Consider the following 18,322-nt stretch of genomic DNA (forward strand, 5'->3'; position numbering starts at 1 on the left):
CCCTAGTTGGTATTTATTCCTGCTCACAACTACAAAGCAGCGGATGCTCGTTATCACGCGAGTAGCGGTTAACTTGTTCAACTTTGGTATAAGCTACATCAGCGCTGTAAACGCCACAAATGCCTTTACCTTTTTCGTGAACTTGAAGCATCACGTCGGTTGCTCTATCGCTATCCATATTAAAAAACGTCGTTAAAACTTCTATTACAAAGTCCATCGGCGTGTAATCGTCATTATTTAAAACAACTTTGTATTTTCGCGGCGGCTGTAGCTTTTGCTTTTCACTGTCGCGAACTGTATCGATAACACCTGAATCTTTCATACCACTCATAATTAAATATAGTCTTGTCTTAGGAACTCAAGCAAACTTGAATAAAAAATAAATAAAATGTTAAAAAATAGCTCAAAAAGCTTGACTGATTGATTAAATAAACTACAGTCAAACATAGATTGATTAATCCTTAATCAGTCTAGCAAATAATATGGTTTAGAATAACTAAATTAGTCAACTTATTGAAGGATGTAGAAGTATGGCTTGTGGTAAAGTTAAATGGTTTAACAATGCTAAAGGTTTTGGTTTCATCGTTGAAGACGGCTGCGAGAATGATATTTTCGCCCATTACTCTACAATTGTAATGGACGGTTATAAAACGCTTAAAGCTGGACAAGATGTAACATTCGAATTAGAACAAGGCCCTAAGGGCTTGCACGCTAAAAATATTGCCTTAGACGGCGACATTTTAGAGTGACGGTTGTTTTATTCGACTAAAGCGAGCGACCTATTAGGCTCCTCGCTTAATTCCTCACACTTCTATTTACCCTTCATCGATATAAATTGTTTCTTTTTCTTTATTTTCAACCCTCATCCTTGATTTTATTTCATATACCCCAATATTCTAAGAGTTGACCGTTTAACTGCTTGTGAGCAGGCTCAAACTCTAGCCCTTTGTATTCAAGCTTGTTACACTCTTGGTGCTAAAAATTAGGCAAAACATAGCAACTAGCTCAACTTGCTGAGCACATAAAATATACTAGTCTAAAGGCTAATTTATTTTTATTATATTTTTAGCTATAAATATGACCACAGTTCGTCAGGTGTGACTATTCTGCTTTAACTGTAAAGCTTCACGAGTACCAACACCTAACAAACTATTCATTATCTGAACGTATGTATTAAAACACTATGATATGTACTCTTTCAGCTTTAATGATTTCTTTGCATTGTTGAATAAGGCCAAATGGCCGACTATCTAGGAATGATGATGACATCAAAAATTATCTATACAAAAACGGACGAAGCTCCGGCACTAGCAACTTACTCGTTGCTACCGATCATCCAAGCATATACAAATGCAGCAGGTGTTGAAGTTGAAACTCGCGATATCTCATTAGCAGGTCGTGTAATTGCTAGCTTCCCTGATTATTTAACAGAAGAACAACGTATTGGTGATGCACTTGCTGAACTAGGTGAGCTTGCAAAAACACCTGAAGCTAATATCATCAAACTTCCAAACATTAGTGCTTCAGTTCCACAGTTACGCGCTGTAATAAAAGAGCTTCAAGCAAAAGGCTATGCCCTTCCAGATTACCCTGTAGAGCCTAAAAACGACGAAGAAAAAGCAATCCAAGCTGCATACGACAAAGTTAAAGGTAGTGCGGTAAACCCTGTATTACGTGAAGGTAACTCTGACCGACGTGCACCTGGTTCTGTAAAAGAATACGCACGCAATAACCCACATTCAATGGGCGCGTGGAGCAAAGACTCTGCCTCTTACGTTGCAAGCATGAGCGAAGGCGATTTCTTTGGTTCAGAGCAATCAACAACTATCGAAGAAGCAACTGACGTGCGCATCGAGCATGTTGCTACAAACGGTGATACAACTGTTCTTAAACAAAGCACACCACTACTAGCTGGTGAAGTAATTGATGCTTCTCGCATAAGTGCTGCTAAGCTACAGGCTTTTTTAGCTGCTGAAATTGATGCTGCTAAAGAAAAAGGCGTTTTATTCTCGCTTCACATGAAAGCGACAATGATGAAAGTGTCTGACCCAATTATATTTGGTCACGCTGTTAAAGTATTCTATAAAGACGTATTTGCAAAACACGGTGAGCTTTTTGAAGAGCTAGGTGTTGATGTTAATAACGGTTTAGGCGATGTTTACTCTAAAATTCAAACATTAGACGATGCTAAACGCGCTGAAATTGAAGCCGATATTCAAGCTGTATATGCTGAGCGCCCTGCTATTGCTATGGTTGATTCTGACCGTGGTATCACAAACTTACACGTGCCAAGTGATGTGATCATCGATGCATCTATGCCTGCTGCAATTCGTTCAAGCGGTCAAATGTGGAACAATGACGGTAAATTACAAGACACAAGTTTTGTAATTCCTGATCGTTGTTACTCTGGCGTTTATCAAGCAACTATTGATTTTTGTAAAGAACACGGTGCGTTTGATCCAACGACAATGGGTAGCGTTCCAAACGTTGGCCTTATGGCTCAAAAAGCAGAAGAATACGGTTCACACGACAAGACGTTCGAAGCAAAAGCAGCGGGTACTATTCGTGTAGTTGATACAGCAGGTAATACGCTACTTGAGCACAGTGTTGAGCAAGGCGATATCTGGCGTATGTGCCAGGTTAAAGATGCACCAATCCAAGATTGGGTTAAACTTGCTGTTAACCGTGCACGTGCTACTGGCGTTCCTGCTATTTTTTGGTTAGACGAAAATCGTGCACACGATGCTCAGCTAATCAAAAAAGTAAATAAATACCTACCAGATCACGACACAGCTGGCCTAGATATTCAAATTTTAGCTCCACTTGAAGCCACTTTATTCTCTTTAGGTCGCATTAAAGAAGGTAAAGATACTATTTCTGTAACAGGTAACGTACTACGTGATTACCTAACAGATTTGTTCCCAATTTTAGAGCTGGGCACAAGTGCTAAAATGCTTTCAATTGTTCCACTTATGAACGGTGGTGGCTTATTTGAAACTGGCGCAGGTGGTTCTGCACCTAAGCACGTTCAGCAGTTTGAAAAAGAAAACCACTTACGATGGGATTCTTTAGGTGAGTTTTTAGCACTTGCAGCATCACTAGAGCATTTAAGTGTAACTACAGGTAACAACAAGGCTCAAGTACTTGCAGATACGCTTGATAAAGCGACGGGTACTTTCCTTGCTGAAAACAAATCGCCTTCACGTAAAGTTAAAGAAATTGATAACCGTGGTTCTCATTTCTTCTTATCTTTATTTTGGGCTCAAGAGCTTGCTAAGCAAAATGATGATAGCGAACTTAAAGCACAGTTCACTCAAATTGCGAGCGATTTAGAGGCAAATAAAGACGCGATCGTAAACGAATTAAACGATGCTCAAGGCCCAGCAGTTGAACTAGGTGGTTACTTCCAGCCTAACGACGCAGCCGCTTTTGAAGCAATGCGTCCAAGCACTACATTTAACGATATCCTTGCTAAATTAGTGTAATAAATAGTAAAAATAAAACCGCTTACTTTTAAAAGTAAGCGGTTTTTTTATGCCTATGAAAAAGGCCGCTTAATGCGACCTTTTAAAGTTAATATCAACTCGCTTAATGAAATCCCAATTGTCGGGTTGATATAACGCTTACTATTTACTTAGTGTAAGCTCTTGGCATGTTTGAATCAGTAGTGTAACGGTCACGTAATTTATCTTGGCGAGACTGTGTAGACACCTCAGTCCCATTAATAAACATACGACTTACGTTACTGCTTATTTCAAACGGATCATTAGTCCACATCACTACATCAGCGGCTTTACCCACCTCAATACTGCCCGCATTAATACCGAATACGTCAGCAACATTTGATGTAACAGCTTTCAGTGCACCTTGTTGGCTCATGCCATAAGATACAGCGTTACCTGCGTCATAGCGAAGCTGATAAATATTGTGACTTGCATCTCCACCAACCGTTAAAAGTACTTTAACACCGGCTTTTTCAAGTAAACCTGCATTATTTAAGTTAGCGTGTAAAGAATCGAAGCTTCCTGGTAAGTTGTCCATAGCGCTAATAATTACTGGGATATTAGCTTTAGCAATATGCTCTTTAACAACAACAGCATCCTGTGCTCCACTTAGTACTAAGTTAACACCAAATTGCTCTTTCACTTTAATAAGCTCAATAATATCAGCAGCACGCGATACGCTTATAACCAATGGCATGTCGCCAGAAAGTACTTTAGCCATTACTTTGTCTTCAGTACTTGGTTTATCGTCGTCTTTTTTATCTTTTTTGCTCAATTTAGTTTGATGAGCATCTAGCTTATTAATTAATGTTTGCAGTGTAAAAGCGCGCGAGCCTTTTCTTCGCTCACCTAAATGCACAACTAACGCTGCTTGTTTTTGAACGTCACTTTCAAGGCTGCCACTTAAATCAACCACACTAGCCAAACCTGCAAAAATACTATCGCCGCCATAAGGGGTAATTACATCTCGTGTAACGCCGCCTTTACGTGCATAAGGTATTAAGCTTGAATGTGCGTTATATGCAAGGCTCACATCAAAATCTATACCTGCTTTGTCGTCACCCGCATCGCGAGAGCCTGCAACCGCACCCACTTCAACTAAACCAAGTTGGTTATTGCTTGCAATAAAACCAGGAGTAACAATTTTACCATTGGCATCAATAATTTCATCAGCACTTACTTCTGCCGGGTTAATAGCTGTAATTTTCCCGTTATCCATAACAATGCTTGCGCCTTTTAATACGCCTTGCTCTGTTGATGTATGGATAGTTGCATTAATAATAGCCAATGACTGTGCGTTTACAGCACCAGAGGCTAGTAATCCGGCAGCAACCAGAGATAACGAAAACGAACGTGATAAATTTTTCATTCTGGGTGCTCCTTATTTTTGACCTAACATAAAATCACTGGTTGCCTGATAAGTGCTATCGTTTCTATCGTAAACTTTTGCACCATCAACAAATACTTGCTCAGCTTTTGCGTAAACGCTAAACGGACTCTGGTTCCAAATAACCACATCGCCTTGTTTACCTGCCTCTAGCGAGCCTGTCTTATCGTCAATACCTAATGATTTTGCTGCGTTAGTGGTGATCCACTTAATTGCATGCTCTTCTGAAATATCAAAGCCATTTTCATTAGCACGATACATTACTTTAGCCGCTTCTTGGTTTAAGCGTTGAATGGTTGTGTCTGAATCTGAGTGAACAACGGCACACGAGTTTTTAACCGCATCAACAATAGCAACGTTTTCTTGAACCATGTCGTAAGCTTCCATTTTAAAGCCCCACCAGTCTGGCCACAATGCAGCACACGAGCCATTATCGGCTAATAAATCTGCAATTTTGTATGCTTCAATACCGTGATGGAACGTACCCGCGTGGTAATTAAATTCTTTAGAAAGATCAATCATCATCGCCATTTCTTCGGCTTTGTAACAGTGATTGTGGATCATCACTTCGCCTTCAAGAACGCCACGTAATGTATCGTACTTTATATCGCGATTTGGGGCTTCAGGGTTTTTACCTTCTGCGTATTCTGCATCGTACTTATCCCATGCTCGCTTATATTCTTGCGCGCCAATCCACGCAGTGCGGTAACCAGCCATATTACCCATACGTGTTGAAGGTAATACACCTTTACGACCATATACGCGTTTTGGGTTTTCACCACACGCCATTTTTAATCCATACGGTGCATCAGGAAATTTCATCCCTTGCATTGTATGCGCAGGCACGTTTTTAAGTGTTACACCACGTCCGCCAAATAAATTAGCAGAGCCTGGTAAAATTTGAAGAGACGTAATACCGCCTTCGCGCGCACGGTTAAATCCTGGATCTTGCGGCCAAACAGAGTGCTCTACCCACACTTCGGCCGTATTTGGGCTGGTCATTTCGTTACCATCTTGATGTGATTCTACCGATGGGTTTGGATAGGCACCCAAATGTGAATGAACATCAATAATACCTGGTGTTACCCATTTACCTTGTGCATCAATCGTTGTGTCTGCTTTTACAGCTAAGTCTTTACCTACTTGCTGTACTTTACCATCGACCAATAGTACATCAGCGTCATCTAGGCGTTCGCCAGTCCCTGTAAGAACAGTCGCGTTTGTGATGAGTGTGCTTGTTGTAGAGATTGGCGTGTAAGTACTTGGGTATGGGTTTTTGTTAATAGTAATCTTATCATCTTGCGGGCCATTTTCTTGGCAACCTACAAGTGCAGCGGCTAAGCCAACTGCTAATAAAGAGGGAGCAAATTTATTCATGTTGTTTGGTTCTCCTGTTTTTTTAATACTTTAGCGAAAGCTTGGGCATAAAGCTAAAAAAACAGGTGAAAACGCGGTAAATTAAGATGAATTTACGTGATTATTTTTTTATATAATTGTTATATAGCTTTTCTAGTGCGCCCTCTGTGGTGAGTGACGGATCTTTGCTGATAAAATGTTTGACCGTGCGAGTTACAAAATCTGAATTTTGCTTATGTAATTTAGAAAAATCTTTAATAAGAGTATTACCATCTTTAGCCGCTGTTACCTTGTCGTGGCGGTGACGGTATTGACTAAGGGCTTTGTTAAAATCGCCGTTGTAGTCTTCAACTAAAATTTTATAAAAGTCACTTTTTTGCACATTTAAAGAGGTAATGCAGTAATTCAGTGCGTCTTTAAAATCGGTAAAAACGTTACCTTCTACATCAAACTCTTTGGTTTTTTCGCGTACTGTGACACGTGCCTCTTCGGTGGCGTAACTAAAACCAGTAAATGCCAATCGCTCTGCGGCTTCTTTTCCTAATTTCATACCGGCCTGAATACTATGAGCAAACTCATCACTCATGTCACTTAATTCGTTTTCTTCCCACATATTGTAGACACGCAGTGCTTTGGCGTATTTATTAGACAGCTTTTTTTTAATTTTGGTAAAGCGCTCGTCAATAGTCATTAGTCGTTCGTTATGTAATAGCGCATAACATTCATAACAAGCAGGAATTGAAATAAAGTCGGCATCCTCGCCTAAATCAATAATACTTTGCAGCATATGAAGAGGCGGACAATGATCGCGTTCAGTTGCTTCGCAGCCACAATAAAAACACTGATTAAAATGTTGTTGTTCGCAGGCATAGGCTTGTTGGTAATAACTGGCTAACGCTTTACTCACTGTTTATCCTAAAAATCTACACATCAATTTATGTGGCGATAATACCAGCCTAAAAAAATATGTCAGTATCAATAAATTATTTTTATGAAAGTGTGTCAAAAAACACACTTAAAAATATGCTTTTTCATGAGCCTATAAGTAAGTGTGTACATTAAACATACTTGCTTACAGCTTGTTGCGTTTGGTTAACAGCTTTTTTAATTAATTAGTTTAATAATTAGCTTGCAACCACAAACAACGAGGAAAAGTAAAATGAATACATTTAAAACAGCATTATGTACAACACTTGTAATTGGTAGTGCAGCATTAGCAGCACCTGTATCAGCAACACAATTTGTAGCAGCCGACTCAACGCCAGGCACACAAATTTGTATGGCTGTTGCGTCTAATAAAGCATATGTACTTCGCAAAACTCAGCAGTCATTGAACGTTAAAAAAAGCATTATTAGCAATAAACTAATGTGTAATAACTTACCTATGGGTGATTTTGTAGCGCGTTATAATTTAGATAAAAGTGCTAATTACTTAAATATTGAAAGCAGTACTCGCACTTCAATTAAAGATTTAGCAAAGGTGTCGTCAACTGAAATCATTGTGATTTCGTCTCCGCAATAACATGCTTAAACGTTATAGCTAAGCAGGCATAACTATAACCTGCTTAGTTTTATTTTTAACTTTATTGCTTAAAGAACACCCGCAATTAAACCAAATAAACCGCCAAATACTCCACCCCAAACAACTAACCAACCTAAGTGCTCGCGTATCATTGTTTGAATAATTTCTTTCACCATTTTAGGGGTTAATTCATCAAGGCGTTCATCAACAAGTTTAAGAACTGTGCTGTGCAACCCTTGAGCACTATTTCCTTGTGAAAGCGTTTGCGTTACTAACGCTTTAAAGTCTTCTGTTTGAGAAATTTGTGCCAACGAAAGTTGCATTTTTTCAATAAATTTTTCACGCATTGGCTCTATTGCAGCAGTGCCTCCAAACATACCCAGCATGCTACCAAATTGCGATTGCTCTATAACCACGAGTAAATTATCGAAAGCTGGATTTAAATCAACATTACTAATGATCGGTTCAAAGTCGATATTAGGCTGCGCCTTGTTGAGTAAATTATTAATTTTTTGTTCGGAGAAAAACTCAGTGAGTATTAGGTTTCGTATAGCAACTTTAAAGCTCTCAAACTTGAGCGCAATAACACCAGACCCATATAAAAACGGCACCTTTTCAAATAGCATATGAATAGCCAATAAATTGGTCACTGCGCCAGAAAGTGCAAATAACCCCACCGACAAAACTACTGGCTGATCAAATATCAATCCTGCAGCTACACAAATACTTGCTAGTAAATTGGTTATAAAACTTTTGTTCATTTTTACTCCATTACAGTTAGCGTCACTTTGTGCGACACATTCGCTAATTTTACAACGTTTAGTTTGTTAAATTAATCCCTTTTTGCCATAGTTTAAGTGTCTGTATAAAATACGAGCAACTATTATGTGGAAAGCAATTAACGAGCACATTAGCCAAGCTACAAATACTGACTTTAAACACACACAAAAGCGACAACTGCAAAGCACAACAACCGATAAATATTTTCATATAAGCAATGGCACACAAAGCTACTTTGTTAAAATTGCGCTCAAAAGCGAACTTGAGCGATTAGAAAGTGAATCTAGGGGCTTACAGATGCTTGCTAATAATAGTTATTTTAATGTTCCAACCTGCATTACATCAGGTGCTAACATTGAATTTTCATTTATCGTACTTACGTGGTTAGATCTTGATGAGCAGCCCTATTGCCAATGGCAAAAAATGGGCACTCAACTAGCGCAAATGCACCAAAAGCATGACCAGGCAATGTTTGGCTTTGATATAGATAATCACTTAGCTACCACAGTTCAACCAAATCGTTGGCACAAAAAGTGGGATGTATTCTTCGGCGAAGAACGCATAGGGTGGCAATTACAACTATTAGCCGAAAAAGGCATTAAATTTGCCAATCCCGAGCACATAATTAATGAAGTTAAAGCACAACTACATCGTCATGTTGTGAGCCCATCTTTGTTACATGGTGATTTTTGGCGAGGCAACTTGGGCTTTTTAAAAGAAGTACCGACCGTATTCAATCCAGCTTGTTATTATGGTGATCGGGAAGTGGATATCGCAATGAGCGAGCTATTTGCGCCACTACCCGATGAATTTTATGTTGCCTATAATAAGCAATACCCTCTTCTACCAAGCTATCAAAAACGTAAACATATTTACCAACTATACCCTATTTTAAATCATGCAAATATTTTTGCTGGGCACTATCTTACTGAAGCTAAACAACATATAGATAAGCTTATGCAATAAGTGTAAATAAACTGTCATAACACGCTAAACAGACTATATTTAAAGGGTTCTAATGAGTTCAGTTTTACGTCATTAAGCCGTGGTTAGAATAAAAACATTCCAAGCTCTGCTTAAGTTATTTGTATTTGGAGTGATTATGAAAGACTTTTTATCGCAACGTATTAGCTGCCCGTTTTGCGGACACCACATTCATTTGGATTTAGATGCCAGCATGGGCGATCAGGACTATATTGAAGACTGCACTGCCTGTTGCAACCCAATCCATTTAAATATGCACATAGACCATGCAAACAATAAATTAGAGCTACACGTAGACAGTGACGACGAACAAATTTTTTAATTTTGATGACGCAGGTAGTTTTCTACGGTGTTAACAATAGTGTAAGTTTGCTGATCGACCTCTATATTTAGCTCATCACCTACTTGCGCTTTACCTAAGTTTGTAATTGCTAAAGTTTCTGGAATTAAATGCAACCAAAAACCCTGCTCGTCAATCTCGCCTACTGTTAAACTAGCACCATTAATGGCAACAAAACCTTTATACAATACATATTTTTGCCACTTTAACGGTAAGCTTACCTGAATTTTGCAGTTGCTTTGGGTATTAATTATTTGATTTATTTTAGCCGCACAGTGAATGTGTCCCGATACAATATGCCCACCCAGTTCTGTGCCAAAAGTAACAGAGCGCTCGTAATTTACTAAACTGCCCAGCTCAAGAAGCCCTAGATTAGTTAATTGAAGTGTTTCGTCAATCACGTCAAAGTGAACTTGCGCGACTACATCTTGGTTACTTAGCTCAACTTTTACTACTGTTAAACAACACCCATTAATCGCAATACTGGCTCCTAAATCTAGGTGTTTTACGTAGTCATCGCTCACCGACACCACTAAACGTAACACACCCTCATTATGGGTTTTAGACACCACAGTAGCTTGAGTTTGTACTATACCTGTAAACATAAAATCTCGTTAAGTTATGACAAATTAATAGTTTAACGTATCGAATTATAAAATCATTCACTCCTTAGATTTTTATTTCAAAGACAATAGATTACAATTACAGCCTTACTCATTAAATAGCTGTTTTTATGACCTTTTGTAATTGGGAAGCTAAGCGTTTACTTTCTCTCGCGCTGCCTGTTTTGTTAGCACAAGTTACCCTTATATTAATGTCGGTGGTCGACACTATAATGGCAGGTCAGGTCAGCCCTACCGACCTAGCTGCGCTATCTATTGCTACTGGTATTTGGAACCCACTACTTTTAGCGTTGCAAGGTATTTTGTTAGCACTAACTGGCATAATTGCACAATTTGCCGGCGCCAATGACAAAAAAGGCATAAGCCACTATTTTCAACAAGCTTTATATTTAACCGTTTTACTGTGTATTACAGGCTTTAGTATTGCCTACTTGGCAAACATTATAATATTACAGCTAGATACAAGCCCGGCTATTGCGAGCCTCGCTTTCGACTATATTCAATTTGTTAAATGGGGGGTGTTTGGATTTTTATTTTTTACAACCTACCGAAACATGACCGAAGGCATGGGCATGACAAAACCGGCCTTTTATATTAGCTTACTCGGATTAGCCGTTAATATTCCTGCTAACTACATTTTCATAAATGGTTTATTTGGCCTTCCCGCCTATGGCGGAGCTGGCTGTGGTATAGCAACAGCTATTGTTTTAACAGTGATGGCATTAGCACAGGTCACTTATTGCCAAATGAGTAAAAAGATAGATGCCAAAGGGCTGCTCACACCGTTTGAAAAACCAAATATAACGACCATCGCCACTATTACAAAATTAGGTATTCCTATCTCTTTGGCTACTTTTTTTGAAGTAACACTTTTTGCATGTATTCCACTCTTTATTGCCCACTTAGGAGCGGTTGCTGTATCAGGGCATCAAATTGCAGCAAGTGTTACCGCGTTACTGTTTATGATGCCGCTAAGCCTCTCTATTGCCATTAGCATTCGAATTGGTAACTTGTATGGTCAGAACAAGTTTGAACAGTTAAAAATAGCCGTATCGACAAGTTATCTACTGGCTATATTAATCGCACTGTTCTTAGCGTTTATAACATTTATAGGTCGTGATGTGATAAGCCAGCTATACACAGACAGCCCTGCGGTTATTGCCCTTGCGACCTCAATTATGATTTTAGCCTGTATTTATCAACTACCCGATGCCTTGCAAGTTGCAGCAAATGGCATTTTAAGAGGATTAAAACACACAGCCCCTATTTCTTACATCACGTTTATTTCGTATTGGTTAATCGGCTTTAGCTTAGGCTACGTATTGGCAAGAACAGATATAATTGTGCCGGCAATGGGGCCGCACGGATTTTGGATTGGTATAATTGTCGGGCTCACCGTTGCAGCCATTTTGTTAATGATAACCGTTAGTAAGCGCTTTAAACATGAACCATTTATTAGCCAACAAGCTTAATTTAAATAACATAAAGCAGTTAGTATTAGTATGCGTGTTACTAATACTAACCGTTACTATGCTAAGTGCTTGCACAGAGGCCCCCAGTAATACAAACAACACCTATATAAAACGCCTTGAAAATATAACCGATAACAAATCAGAAGACCTCCCAGCGCTTAACTCACTCAAATTAAAGCCGTTAACCGAACTCAACAACAGTAAAATAACACTGGGTATAGTTGAGCTTGCCGGGATCAGCAGCTGCAATTTAAATGTGGTAATAAGTGAGCACAACAACCAACTGGGTAAAACAGCAACCGCTGCAGGGCGTTTGAAATATCAAATAGACTTTATTCAACACGCCAACAGCTGCTTAGCCTCCCTCGATGAATCCTCAGTAACGTATAAAAAAATTAGTGAAGCAAAAAATCAAAAACAAGCTGATTTACTATATTACTTTAATGCAGCCCTTATTGAGGAACCAGAGCTCAACCGCACGTGGTCACTAACCGCTTCAGAATTAAGTAAAGAACCAGCAGGCTTTAGCGACACGATTGAGGCTATGCGTAAACTTACTGCTATTAAAGCGCAATTAGCTCAGGCTCAATTTGACAAAATAAACACAGATGCAATATACCAAGCACTCGAAACGCTTAATAAATATAGGTTTAATCAATCATTAATTAAATCTGTCAGGCAACAAATAAGGCTAAATAAAATCGCCACGGGGTTGGTGCATAACATCAATTTAAGCACCCTATGCCCAGTGGGTAAAAACAAAGATAAAGCTAAAATAATGAATAATATATTTCAAAAGTTCTATCTTTCACAAATTCAACCTTACCAAGCACAACTCATTGGTTTTCTTGAAGTGCTTCAGCCTTTATTAAATCAACTGTGGTACCAAGAACGTGTAACAAATAATGAAATTAATCAGCTGATTAAAGCAAACTCAAATACCAATTTATTAAATCAATTGAAAAGCTCAGCTAAACAGCATGTTATTTGGTGGCAAGAGTTTTATAAAACGTGTGAAATCAGCCCAATATGAATAAAAAAACGGCAAATAAACCTAAAAACACGAAACGTGCTTGATTCGACCTGCCCCACGCTATATATTAGCGGCCGTTGTTAAGCAATTAACACTTACTTAAATATAGTAATACGACTGTAGCTCAGTTGGTTAGAGCACTACCTTGACATGGTAGGGGTCGGTGGTTCGAATCCACTCAGTCGTACCAATATTAATCAGATGTATAATTGAAGGAAAGAGCACTACCTACTCTTGACCACCCGGTCCAAGGGTCAGTGACTCAAATCCACTCAGTCGTACCAATATTAATCAGATGTATAATTGAAGGAAAGAGCACTACCTACTCTTGACCACCCGGTCCAAAGGTCAGTGACTCAAATCCACTCAGTCGTACCAATATTAATGAAATGTATAATTGAAGGAAAGAGCACTACCTACTCTTGACCACCCGGTCCAAGGGTCAGTGACTCAAATCCACTCAGTCGTACCAATATTTAAGTAAAACCTCAAAAATTGTACGACTGTAGCTCAGTTGGTTAGAGCACTACCTTGACATGGTAGGGGTCGGTGGTTCGAATCCACTCAGTCGTACCAATTCAAAAAATATAAACTCAAGAAAAAGCACTACCCACTCTTAATAACCCGGTCCAAGGGTCAGTAACTCAAATCAACTCAGTCGTACCAATTCAAAAATATAAACTCAAAAAAAAGCACTACCTACTCTTGACCACCCGGCCCAAGGGTCAGTAACTCAAATCCACTCAGTCGTACCAATTCAATAAATATAAACTCAAGAAAAAGCTCTACCTATCCTTAATAACCCGGTCCAAGGGTCTGTAAATCAAATTCAGGCAGTCGTACCAATTCAAAAAATATAAACTCAAGAAAATCTTCTCCCTACTTTTATAGCGCTTTCCTTGGGTCAATAAATAGAATCAACTGAGTTGTGCAAATTAAAACTTATAAAGTTGCTAGTCAGAGAGCGCACCAAGTACATACACAAGTGGCGCATTCCAATTAATCGCAACCTCGTTAGTTGAAAAGCTACACCAATCGTCAACGTATGATTTTGCTGGCTCATTGAATAGGTAGTTACAATTATCTTGTTGTCCTGAATGAGGGCCACCTACAAGCATTCCTGGTACAGGTGCAACAACATTATCACTGTGTGAAATTCGATGATGTGGATACAAAGGTGTTTTAGTGCCAAACCCAGTAACAAAAGAGTACCCCGTAGGGTTTCGCCCTAATACATAATCGACAAGTCCATGAGCTGCATTTTTATAATCGTTATTTTTATTTATCTGAGCGGCTTGTAGCAAAACCATCGCTTTATTTAACGCGGCTGAGTTACTCCCCCATACAAAGTCTGATTTTTGCATAGCAACATTGTATGGACTGCTTTTATGTTGGTTCAAATATATATCAGCTAAGTCATTTTGCTTTATTTTAAGGGCTTCGTATTCTTGTTTAGATAATAAGTCCTTTGCTTTAAACAGCAAACTACTCAAAGAAAGGTACGATACATTTCGCCACGCTGGAGCCACGTAATCAATATTTATCTCTTTATAAATAGTGTAAAAGTTTTTATTTTTAGTGGTTATAAATAACTCTGCAGCGGCCCAAGCAAATTCATCCTTTAAATAATGATCTCCATATTCACCGCTTTTAATATCACTTGGTTGCTCATAATATTGTGTTTGGTTTAAAAGCGCCCAACGCCATGCTTTTATGGCTGCATTTGAATATTGCTTACTCTTATTGGGGTAGTAAGGTTCAATTACCCGGCTAGCCATGGAAAGCGTAGCTGCAAAATTAAGGCTTGCTGCTGTTGATTTCCCTATCATTAAGCGTAGGCGTTGATCTTCATGTGGCATTTCATTCCCTGGCCATTCACGAGTTGTTAGCTTATGATATACACCCCCATCATCGCTTTGCATAGTGATTAGCCATTCAAGATTCCATAGGGCTTCGTTTATAATATCAGGAACGTTATCTTCAGATTCAGGTATGTTTAGGGTTTGTTTTTTATAAACATCAGGGTAATGTTCAAACGCTGCAAGCAGTGTATAAGTGCTAATACCTGAGTTAACAACATACTTGCCATAGTCGCCTGCATCATACCATCCTTTTTGTGAGTCTATTCGTTTGCCTTTGTACCTTAGCTCAGCAGAGGGATGATAGCCAATAATGTCATCTTTATGACCCATTGGTCTTGCATAAATTCCCGCGAACTTCTCTTCTATAGGAGTACTAGAGCGGTTCAAATAATAATATCTTAAAGCGGCTTTACTAAGTGAATCATAAACATCATCACTAATTCGAAATAATGAAGAATCTGCAACACCCTTTACACGCAAAAAATAGTGACCCGAAGTGACAACTTCAGAAAAATCGGCAAGCTTGTGACTATCATTGCCAGAAAGAGTCCATATTTTAGCTGCGCTCAACTGAGCGGTATAAACCACTTTGTTCGTTTTCGCATTAATTACATCAAATTGCGAAGCTGTTACGTTCGGTATTGCAGCAATTTTTTCACTTTTATTTAAGTAGCCTAATTGATTAATTGCAATTTGCTGAGTTGAGGATAACTTACTTAATTTACTAGGATTATTTTTTACTAATACCGAGCAAGAGGTCAGAGCAAGCACATTCAGTAGCAGTAACGATAAAATAATATGTTTCATATGACCCTTTCGTATAAATAATGTCGAAGCAAAAAATAGAGCGCTTACTATTGAGATATAATAAGTGCTCTTGTTTATTATTCACTGCACTTTAAAGTGGCCATTTTTTGCGCATCGGGTTCAAATTGAACATTAGCAATTCGTATTTTAGCTGCGCCTTCGCTTGTTAACACAAAGGGGGCACTCGAGCGTTCAAACTCCACTCCACTTTTAGCAAAGCATAATAAATCTATAGAAACGGTATTCCAGGTGTTCAATTTAAACTCTTTTAGCATGGGCGAAATATTCAGCTCTGCGCATTTACCTTTTGTGCATCCCATTTGAACATAAAGTTCATTTCTAGGAGGGGTTTCGACTCTCACATCAAACGTTAGCGCGCTTTTATTGTTCAAATATTGAGATAGATCTTCTCGGTACCAGGATGAGCTAATCAGTACAGAAGCATTATTAGCACCACTCCACGTAAATTCTTTTGCATCACCTTGAATATTTTTATCGGCTTCAATCATCGTTAAGCCTTTAATATTTCCTGATGGCGTGTGGATGTCTTTTGTTTGTCCACCCGACTGCAATTGATAATTCCAGTCCCCTTTCGCTCTTCCTTGCATTATTTGATAAGGGGTGTTGACAGGTGTTTCAAAAATAAAGTCATTCTTTGTACTTAATTTATTAAGCATCACATTATCTTTATAGGTTAACCCAAATCCATACGCAAAAAGTGGATCATAGTTTTCATCGTAACGATTTAATACAACTTGTGATGCATATTTAGGCCATGAAAAGGAAAGCTTACCTTTAAAGTCAAATTGAATATTGCCCTCATTATCTTTAAACAAAACATCAGCTACACCAACACCTTCACTACCAGGTAGCCAAGCTGCTACAAACGAATCTGATGCATTTATTTCTCTGTTTACCCATAAAGGTCTGCCCGATAAAAACACCGATACAACTTTTATACCTTGTGATTTTAATGACTCGATTAATTTGGCGTCACGGTGAGAATGAGCCTGATAAGCAATTGATTTTAGATCGCCAATCCACTCTGCATACGGATTTTCACCAAACACAACAATGGCAACATCTGGTTTTACATCAAAACTACCATCAGGGCTTAGTACCGCATTGCCGCCCGCTTTGTTTACCGCTTGCTTTATACCATCAAAAATTGACGTTCCCCCTGGAAAATCAGATTTAACATTACCTTCGCCTGTCCAGTTAATTGTCCAACCACCCGTTTGCTTACTCATATTTTCAGCACCATCACCCGCAATTAATACCTCACTATTTGGGTTAAGTGGTAAAAGGTTATTATTATTTTTCAACAACACTAACGATTCTCTAACTGCTTGCCTAGCAATTGCTTTGTGCTCAGGAGCACCTAATAATTGTTTTTGGTTAGCATATTTACGTGTTGATGGGAGCCCTTTATCGAATAGCCCCGAACGTATTTTAACGCGTAAAATACGCCTAACTGCATCGTCTATACGTTCAACAGGGATAATTCCATCTTTAACCTGGTCTACTGTATTACCTATAAAAGCCTTCCAATCTTCTACAACCATAAACATGTCTAGTCCGGCATTAACAGCCTGCGGACAGCTATCATTGCTACATCCGGGTATTTTACTGTGCGAATTCCAATCACCCACTATAAAACCATCAAAACCAAGTCGCGTTTTCAAAACATCGGTAAGGAGATATTTGCTGCCGTGTAAGCGCAAGCCATTCCACATATTATGAGAGGCCATTATACTTTGCACACTGGCTTTAAGAGCTGGCAAATATGCCGCCGCATGATTTTTAATTAAATCAATTTCACTTTCTTGGTTGTCACCTTGGTCAATGCCCTGATAAGTACCTCCGTCACCGACCCAATGCTTTGCGGTAGAGTAAATATGATCGTCATCTAAAAAGTTAGCTGTGTTTACTTTCCCCTGAAGGCCTTCAATCATCTCTTTAGCATAGCTGGCAACTATTTCAGGGTCTTCAGAATAACTTTCGTAGGTCCTCCCCCATCGATCATCCCTTGCAACGGCAAGTGTTGGGGCAAATGTCCAGTCTATACCTGCAAGTAAAACTTCTTTCGCTGTGGCTTCTCCAATTTTATAAATTAAATCTGGGTTACGTGTTGCACCTAATCCAATGTTATGTGGATATAAAGTAGCACCAATAAATTTGTTATTGCCGTGTACTGCATCAATGCCATATGTAACGGGAATAGCTAAACCGCCTTGTGATGTATCCATTGAGGCTAAATAAAGCTCGTCCATAAAAGACACCCAATCAGATACACTCGCATTACGGTTATTGTGTAAAAATGTTCCACCACCATTCAAAACCGATCCTAAATGATATTTTTTTACATCTTGAGGCGTTACCCAGGTTATTTCTGCTTGTACCATTTGACCCACTTTTTGTTCTAGTGACATTTGGCTTATTAAATGGGTAATACGTGTTTCCAACTCTGCATTTTTTTTTATTGCTGGTTCAAGAGTTGGCCAAAGTGTTATATCGTTTTTAGCAACTGTGTTAACAGACGCAAAGCTCATAAAAGAGCCAAGTAAAAATGAAGAATAAGTTAATTTCATTAATCTAATAACCTGATACTTTGTTAGTGTGGCAAACAGTTTTATAACAAATGCGGCATAAT

15 protein-coding genes and 2 tRNA genes are annotated in these 18,322 nt (G+C 38.8%); 9 read left to right on the forward strand and 8 right to left on the reverse strand.

Features of this window, described 5'->3' with window-relative positions:
- Positions 1-13: 13 nt before the first annotated feature.
- Positions 14-322 (reverse strand): ATP-dependent Clp protease adapter ClpS, encoded by a 309-nt coding sequence (clpS, locus tag MTP24_RS09050; protein WP_021032429.1) that lies wholly within the window; start codon positions 320-322, stop codon positions 14-16.
- A 208-nt stretch (positions 323-530) separates the two neighbouring features.
- On the opposite strand from clpS, the gene cspD reads away from it, so the two are divergent.
- Positions 531-749 (forward strand): cold shock domain-containing protein CspD, encoded by a 219-nt coding sequence (gene cspD / locus MTP24_RS09055; RefSeq protein WP_006792879.1) that lies wholly within the window; start codon positions 531-533, stop codon positions 747-749.
- Between the two features lie 513 nt (positions 750-1,262).
- Positions 1,263-3,485 carry an NADP-dependent isocitrate dehydrogenase gene (locus tag MTP24_RS09060; RefSeq protein WP_006792880.1) on the forward strand — a complete coding sequence of 741 codons (2,223 nt, stop codon included), beginning with the start codon at positions 1,263-1,265 and terminating at the stop codon, positions 3,483-3,485.
- A 145-nt stretch (positions 3,486-3,630) separates the two neighbouring features.
- Here MTP24_RS09060 and MTP24_RS09065 read toward each other — a convergent pair whose 3' ends face one another.
- The 3 genes from MTP24_RS09065 to MTP24_RS09075 form a co-directional block, all read right to left on the reverse strand.
- Complete coding sequence (locus MTP24_RS09065) at positions 3,631-4,872, reverse strand: amidohydrolase family protein (RefSeq protein WP_243530728.1); 1,242 nt, start codon at positions 4,870-4,872, stop codon at positions 3,631-3,633.
- A 12-nt stretch (positions 4,873-4,884) separates the two neighbouring features.
- Positions 4,885-6,267, reverse strand: a complete 1,383-nt coding sequence (locus tag MTP24_RS09070; protein ID WP_010556373.1) for an amidohydrolase — start codon at positions 6,265-6,267, stop codon at positions 4,885-4,887.
- A 100-nt stretch (positions 6,268-6,367) separates the two neighbouring features.
- Positions 6,368-7,153: a hypothetical protein gene (locus MTP24_RS09075; protein ID WP_008128423.1), complete on the reverse strand. Its 786-nt coding sequence runs from the start codon at positions 7,151-7,153 to the stop codon at positions 6,368-6,370.
- 252 nt (positions 7,154-7,405) lie between these two features.
- Between MTP24_RS09075 and MTP24_RS09080 the strand changes: the two genes are divergently transcribed.
- Positions 7,406-7,768: a DUF3718 domain-containing protein gene (locus MTP24_RS09080; protein ID WP_243530732.1), complete on the forward strand. Its 363-nt coding sequence runs from the start codon at positions 7,406-7,408 to the stop codon at positions 7,766-7,768.
- 68 nt (positions 7,769-7,836) lie between these two features.
- Here the strand turns inward: MTP24_RS09080 and MTP24_RS09085 are convergent, their stop codons facing one another.
- Positions 7,837-8,529, reverse strand: a complete 693-nt coding sequence (locus MTP24_RS09085) for a DUF445 domain-containing protein (RefSeq protein ID WP_243530733.1) — start codon at positions 8,527-8,529, stop codon at positions 7,837-7,839.
- A 124-nt stretch (positions 8,530-8,653) separates the two neighbouring features.
- On the opposite strand from MTP24_RS09085, the gene MTP24_RS09090 reads away from it, so the two are divergent.
- Entirely contained in the window at positions 8,654-9,514 is an 861-nt protein-coding gene (locus tag MTP24_RS09090) for a fructosamine kinase family protein (protein ID WP_243530735.1), read from the forward strand.
- Between the two features lie 136 nt (positions 9,515-9,650).
- Positions 9,651-9,854 carry a CPXCG motif-containing cysteine-rich protein gene (locus tag MTP24_RS09095; RefSeq protein ID WP_008128431.1) on the forward strand — a complete coding sequence of 68 codons (204 nt, stop codon included), beginning with the start codon at positions 9,651-9,653 and terminating at the stop codon, positions 9,852-9,854.
- On the opposite strand, the gene MTP24_RS09100 is transcribed toward MTP24_RS09095, so the two are convergent.
- Complete coding sequence (locus tag MTP24_RS09100; protein ID WP_039037132.1) at positions 9,851-10,477, reverse strand: riboflavin synthase; 627 nt, start codon at positions 10,475-10,477, stop codon at positions 9,851-9,853. The genes MTP24_RS09095 and MTP24_RS09100 overlap by 4 nt on opposite strands.
- Before the next feature lie 128 nt (positions 10,478-10,605).
- Between MTP24_RS09100 and MTP24_RS09105 the strand changes: the two genes are divergently transcribed.
- The 4 genes from MTP24_RS09105 to MTP24_RS09120 all read left to right on the forward strand — a co-directional run bounded on the left by MTP24_RS09105 (position 10,606) and on the right by MTP24_RS09120 (position 13,576).
- Positions 10,606-11,967 (forward strand): MATE family efflux transporter, encoded by a 1,362-nt coding sequence (locus tag MTP24_RS09105; RefSeq protein WP_243530739.1) that lies wholly within the window; start codon positions 10,606-10,608, stop codon positions 11,965-11,967.
- A complete protein-coding gene (locus MTP24_RS09110) occupies positions 11,939-13,000 on the forward strand; it encodes a DUF3080 family protein (protein WP_243530742.1) in 1,062 nt (353 codons plus the stop codon). The genes MTP24_RS09105 and MTP24_RS09110 overlap by 29 nt, the downstream gene beginning before the upstream one ends.
- Positions 13,001-13,113: 113 nt before the next feature.
- Positions 13,114-13,190, forward strand: a tRNA-Val gene (locus tag MTP24_RS09115).
- A gap of 309 nt (positions 13,191-13,499) precedes the next feature.
- Positions 13,500-13,576 (forward strand) — tRNA-Val (locus MTP24_RS09120).
- A gap of 377 nt (positions 13,577-13,953) precedes the next feature.
- Here the strand turns inward: MTP24_RS09120 and MTP24_RS09125 are convergent.
- Together MTP24_RS09125 and MTP24_RS09130 are read right to left on the reverse strand one after the other, a co-directional pair.
- Entirely contained in the window at positions 13,954-15,669 is a 1,716-nt protein-coding gene (locus MTP24_RS09125) for a glycoside hydrolase family 9 protein (RefSeq protein ID WP_243530746.1), read from the reverse strand.
- A 77-nt stretch (positions 15,670-15,746) separates the two neighbouring features.
- On the reverse strand, positions 15,747-18,260 hold the full coding sequence (locus MTP24_RS09130; RefSeq protein ID WP_243530748.1) for a glycoside hydrolase family 3 N-terminal domain-containing protein: 2,514 nt from the start codon (positions 18,258-18,260) through the stop codon (positions 15,747-15,749).
- Positions 18,261-18,322: the final 62 nt, after the last annotated feature.

Origin of the sequence: Pseudoalteromonas sp. APM04, assembly GCF_022809815.1 — a bacterium.
Classification (GTDB): domain Bacteria; phylum Pseudomonadota; class Gammaproteobacteria; order Enterobacterales; family Alteromonadaceae; genus Pseudoalteromonas; species Pseudoalteromonas marina.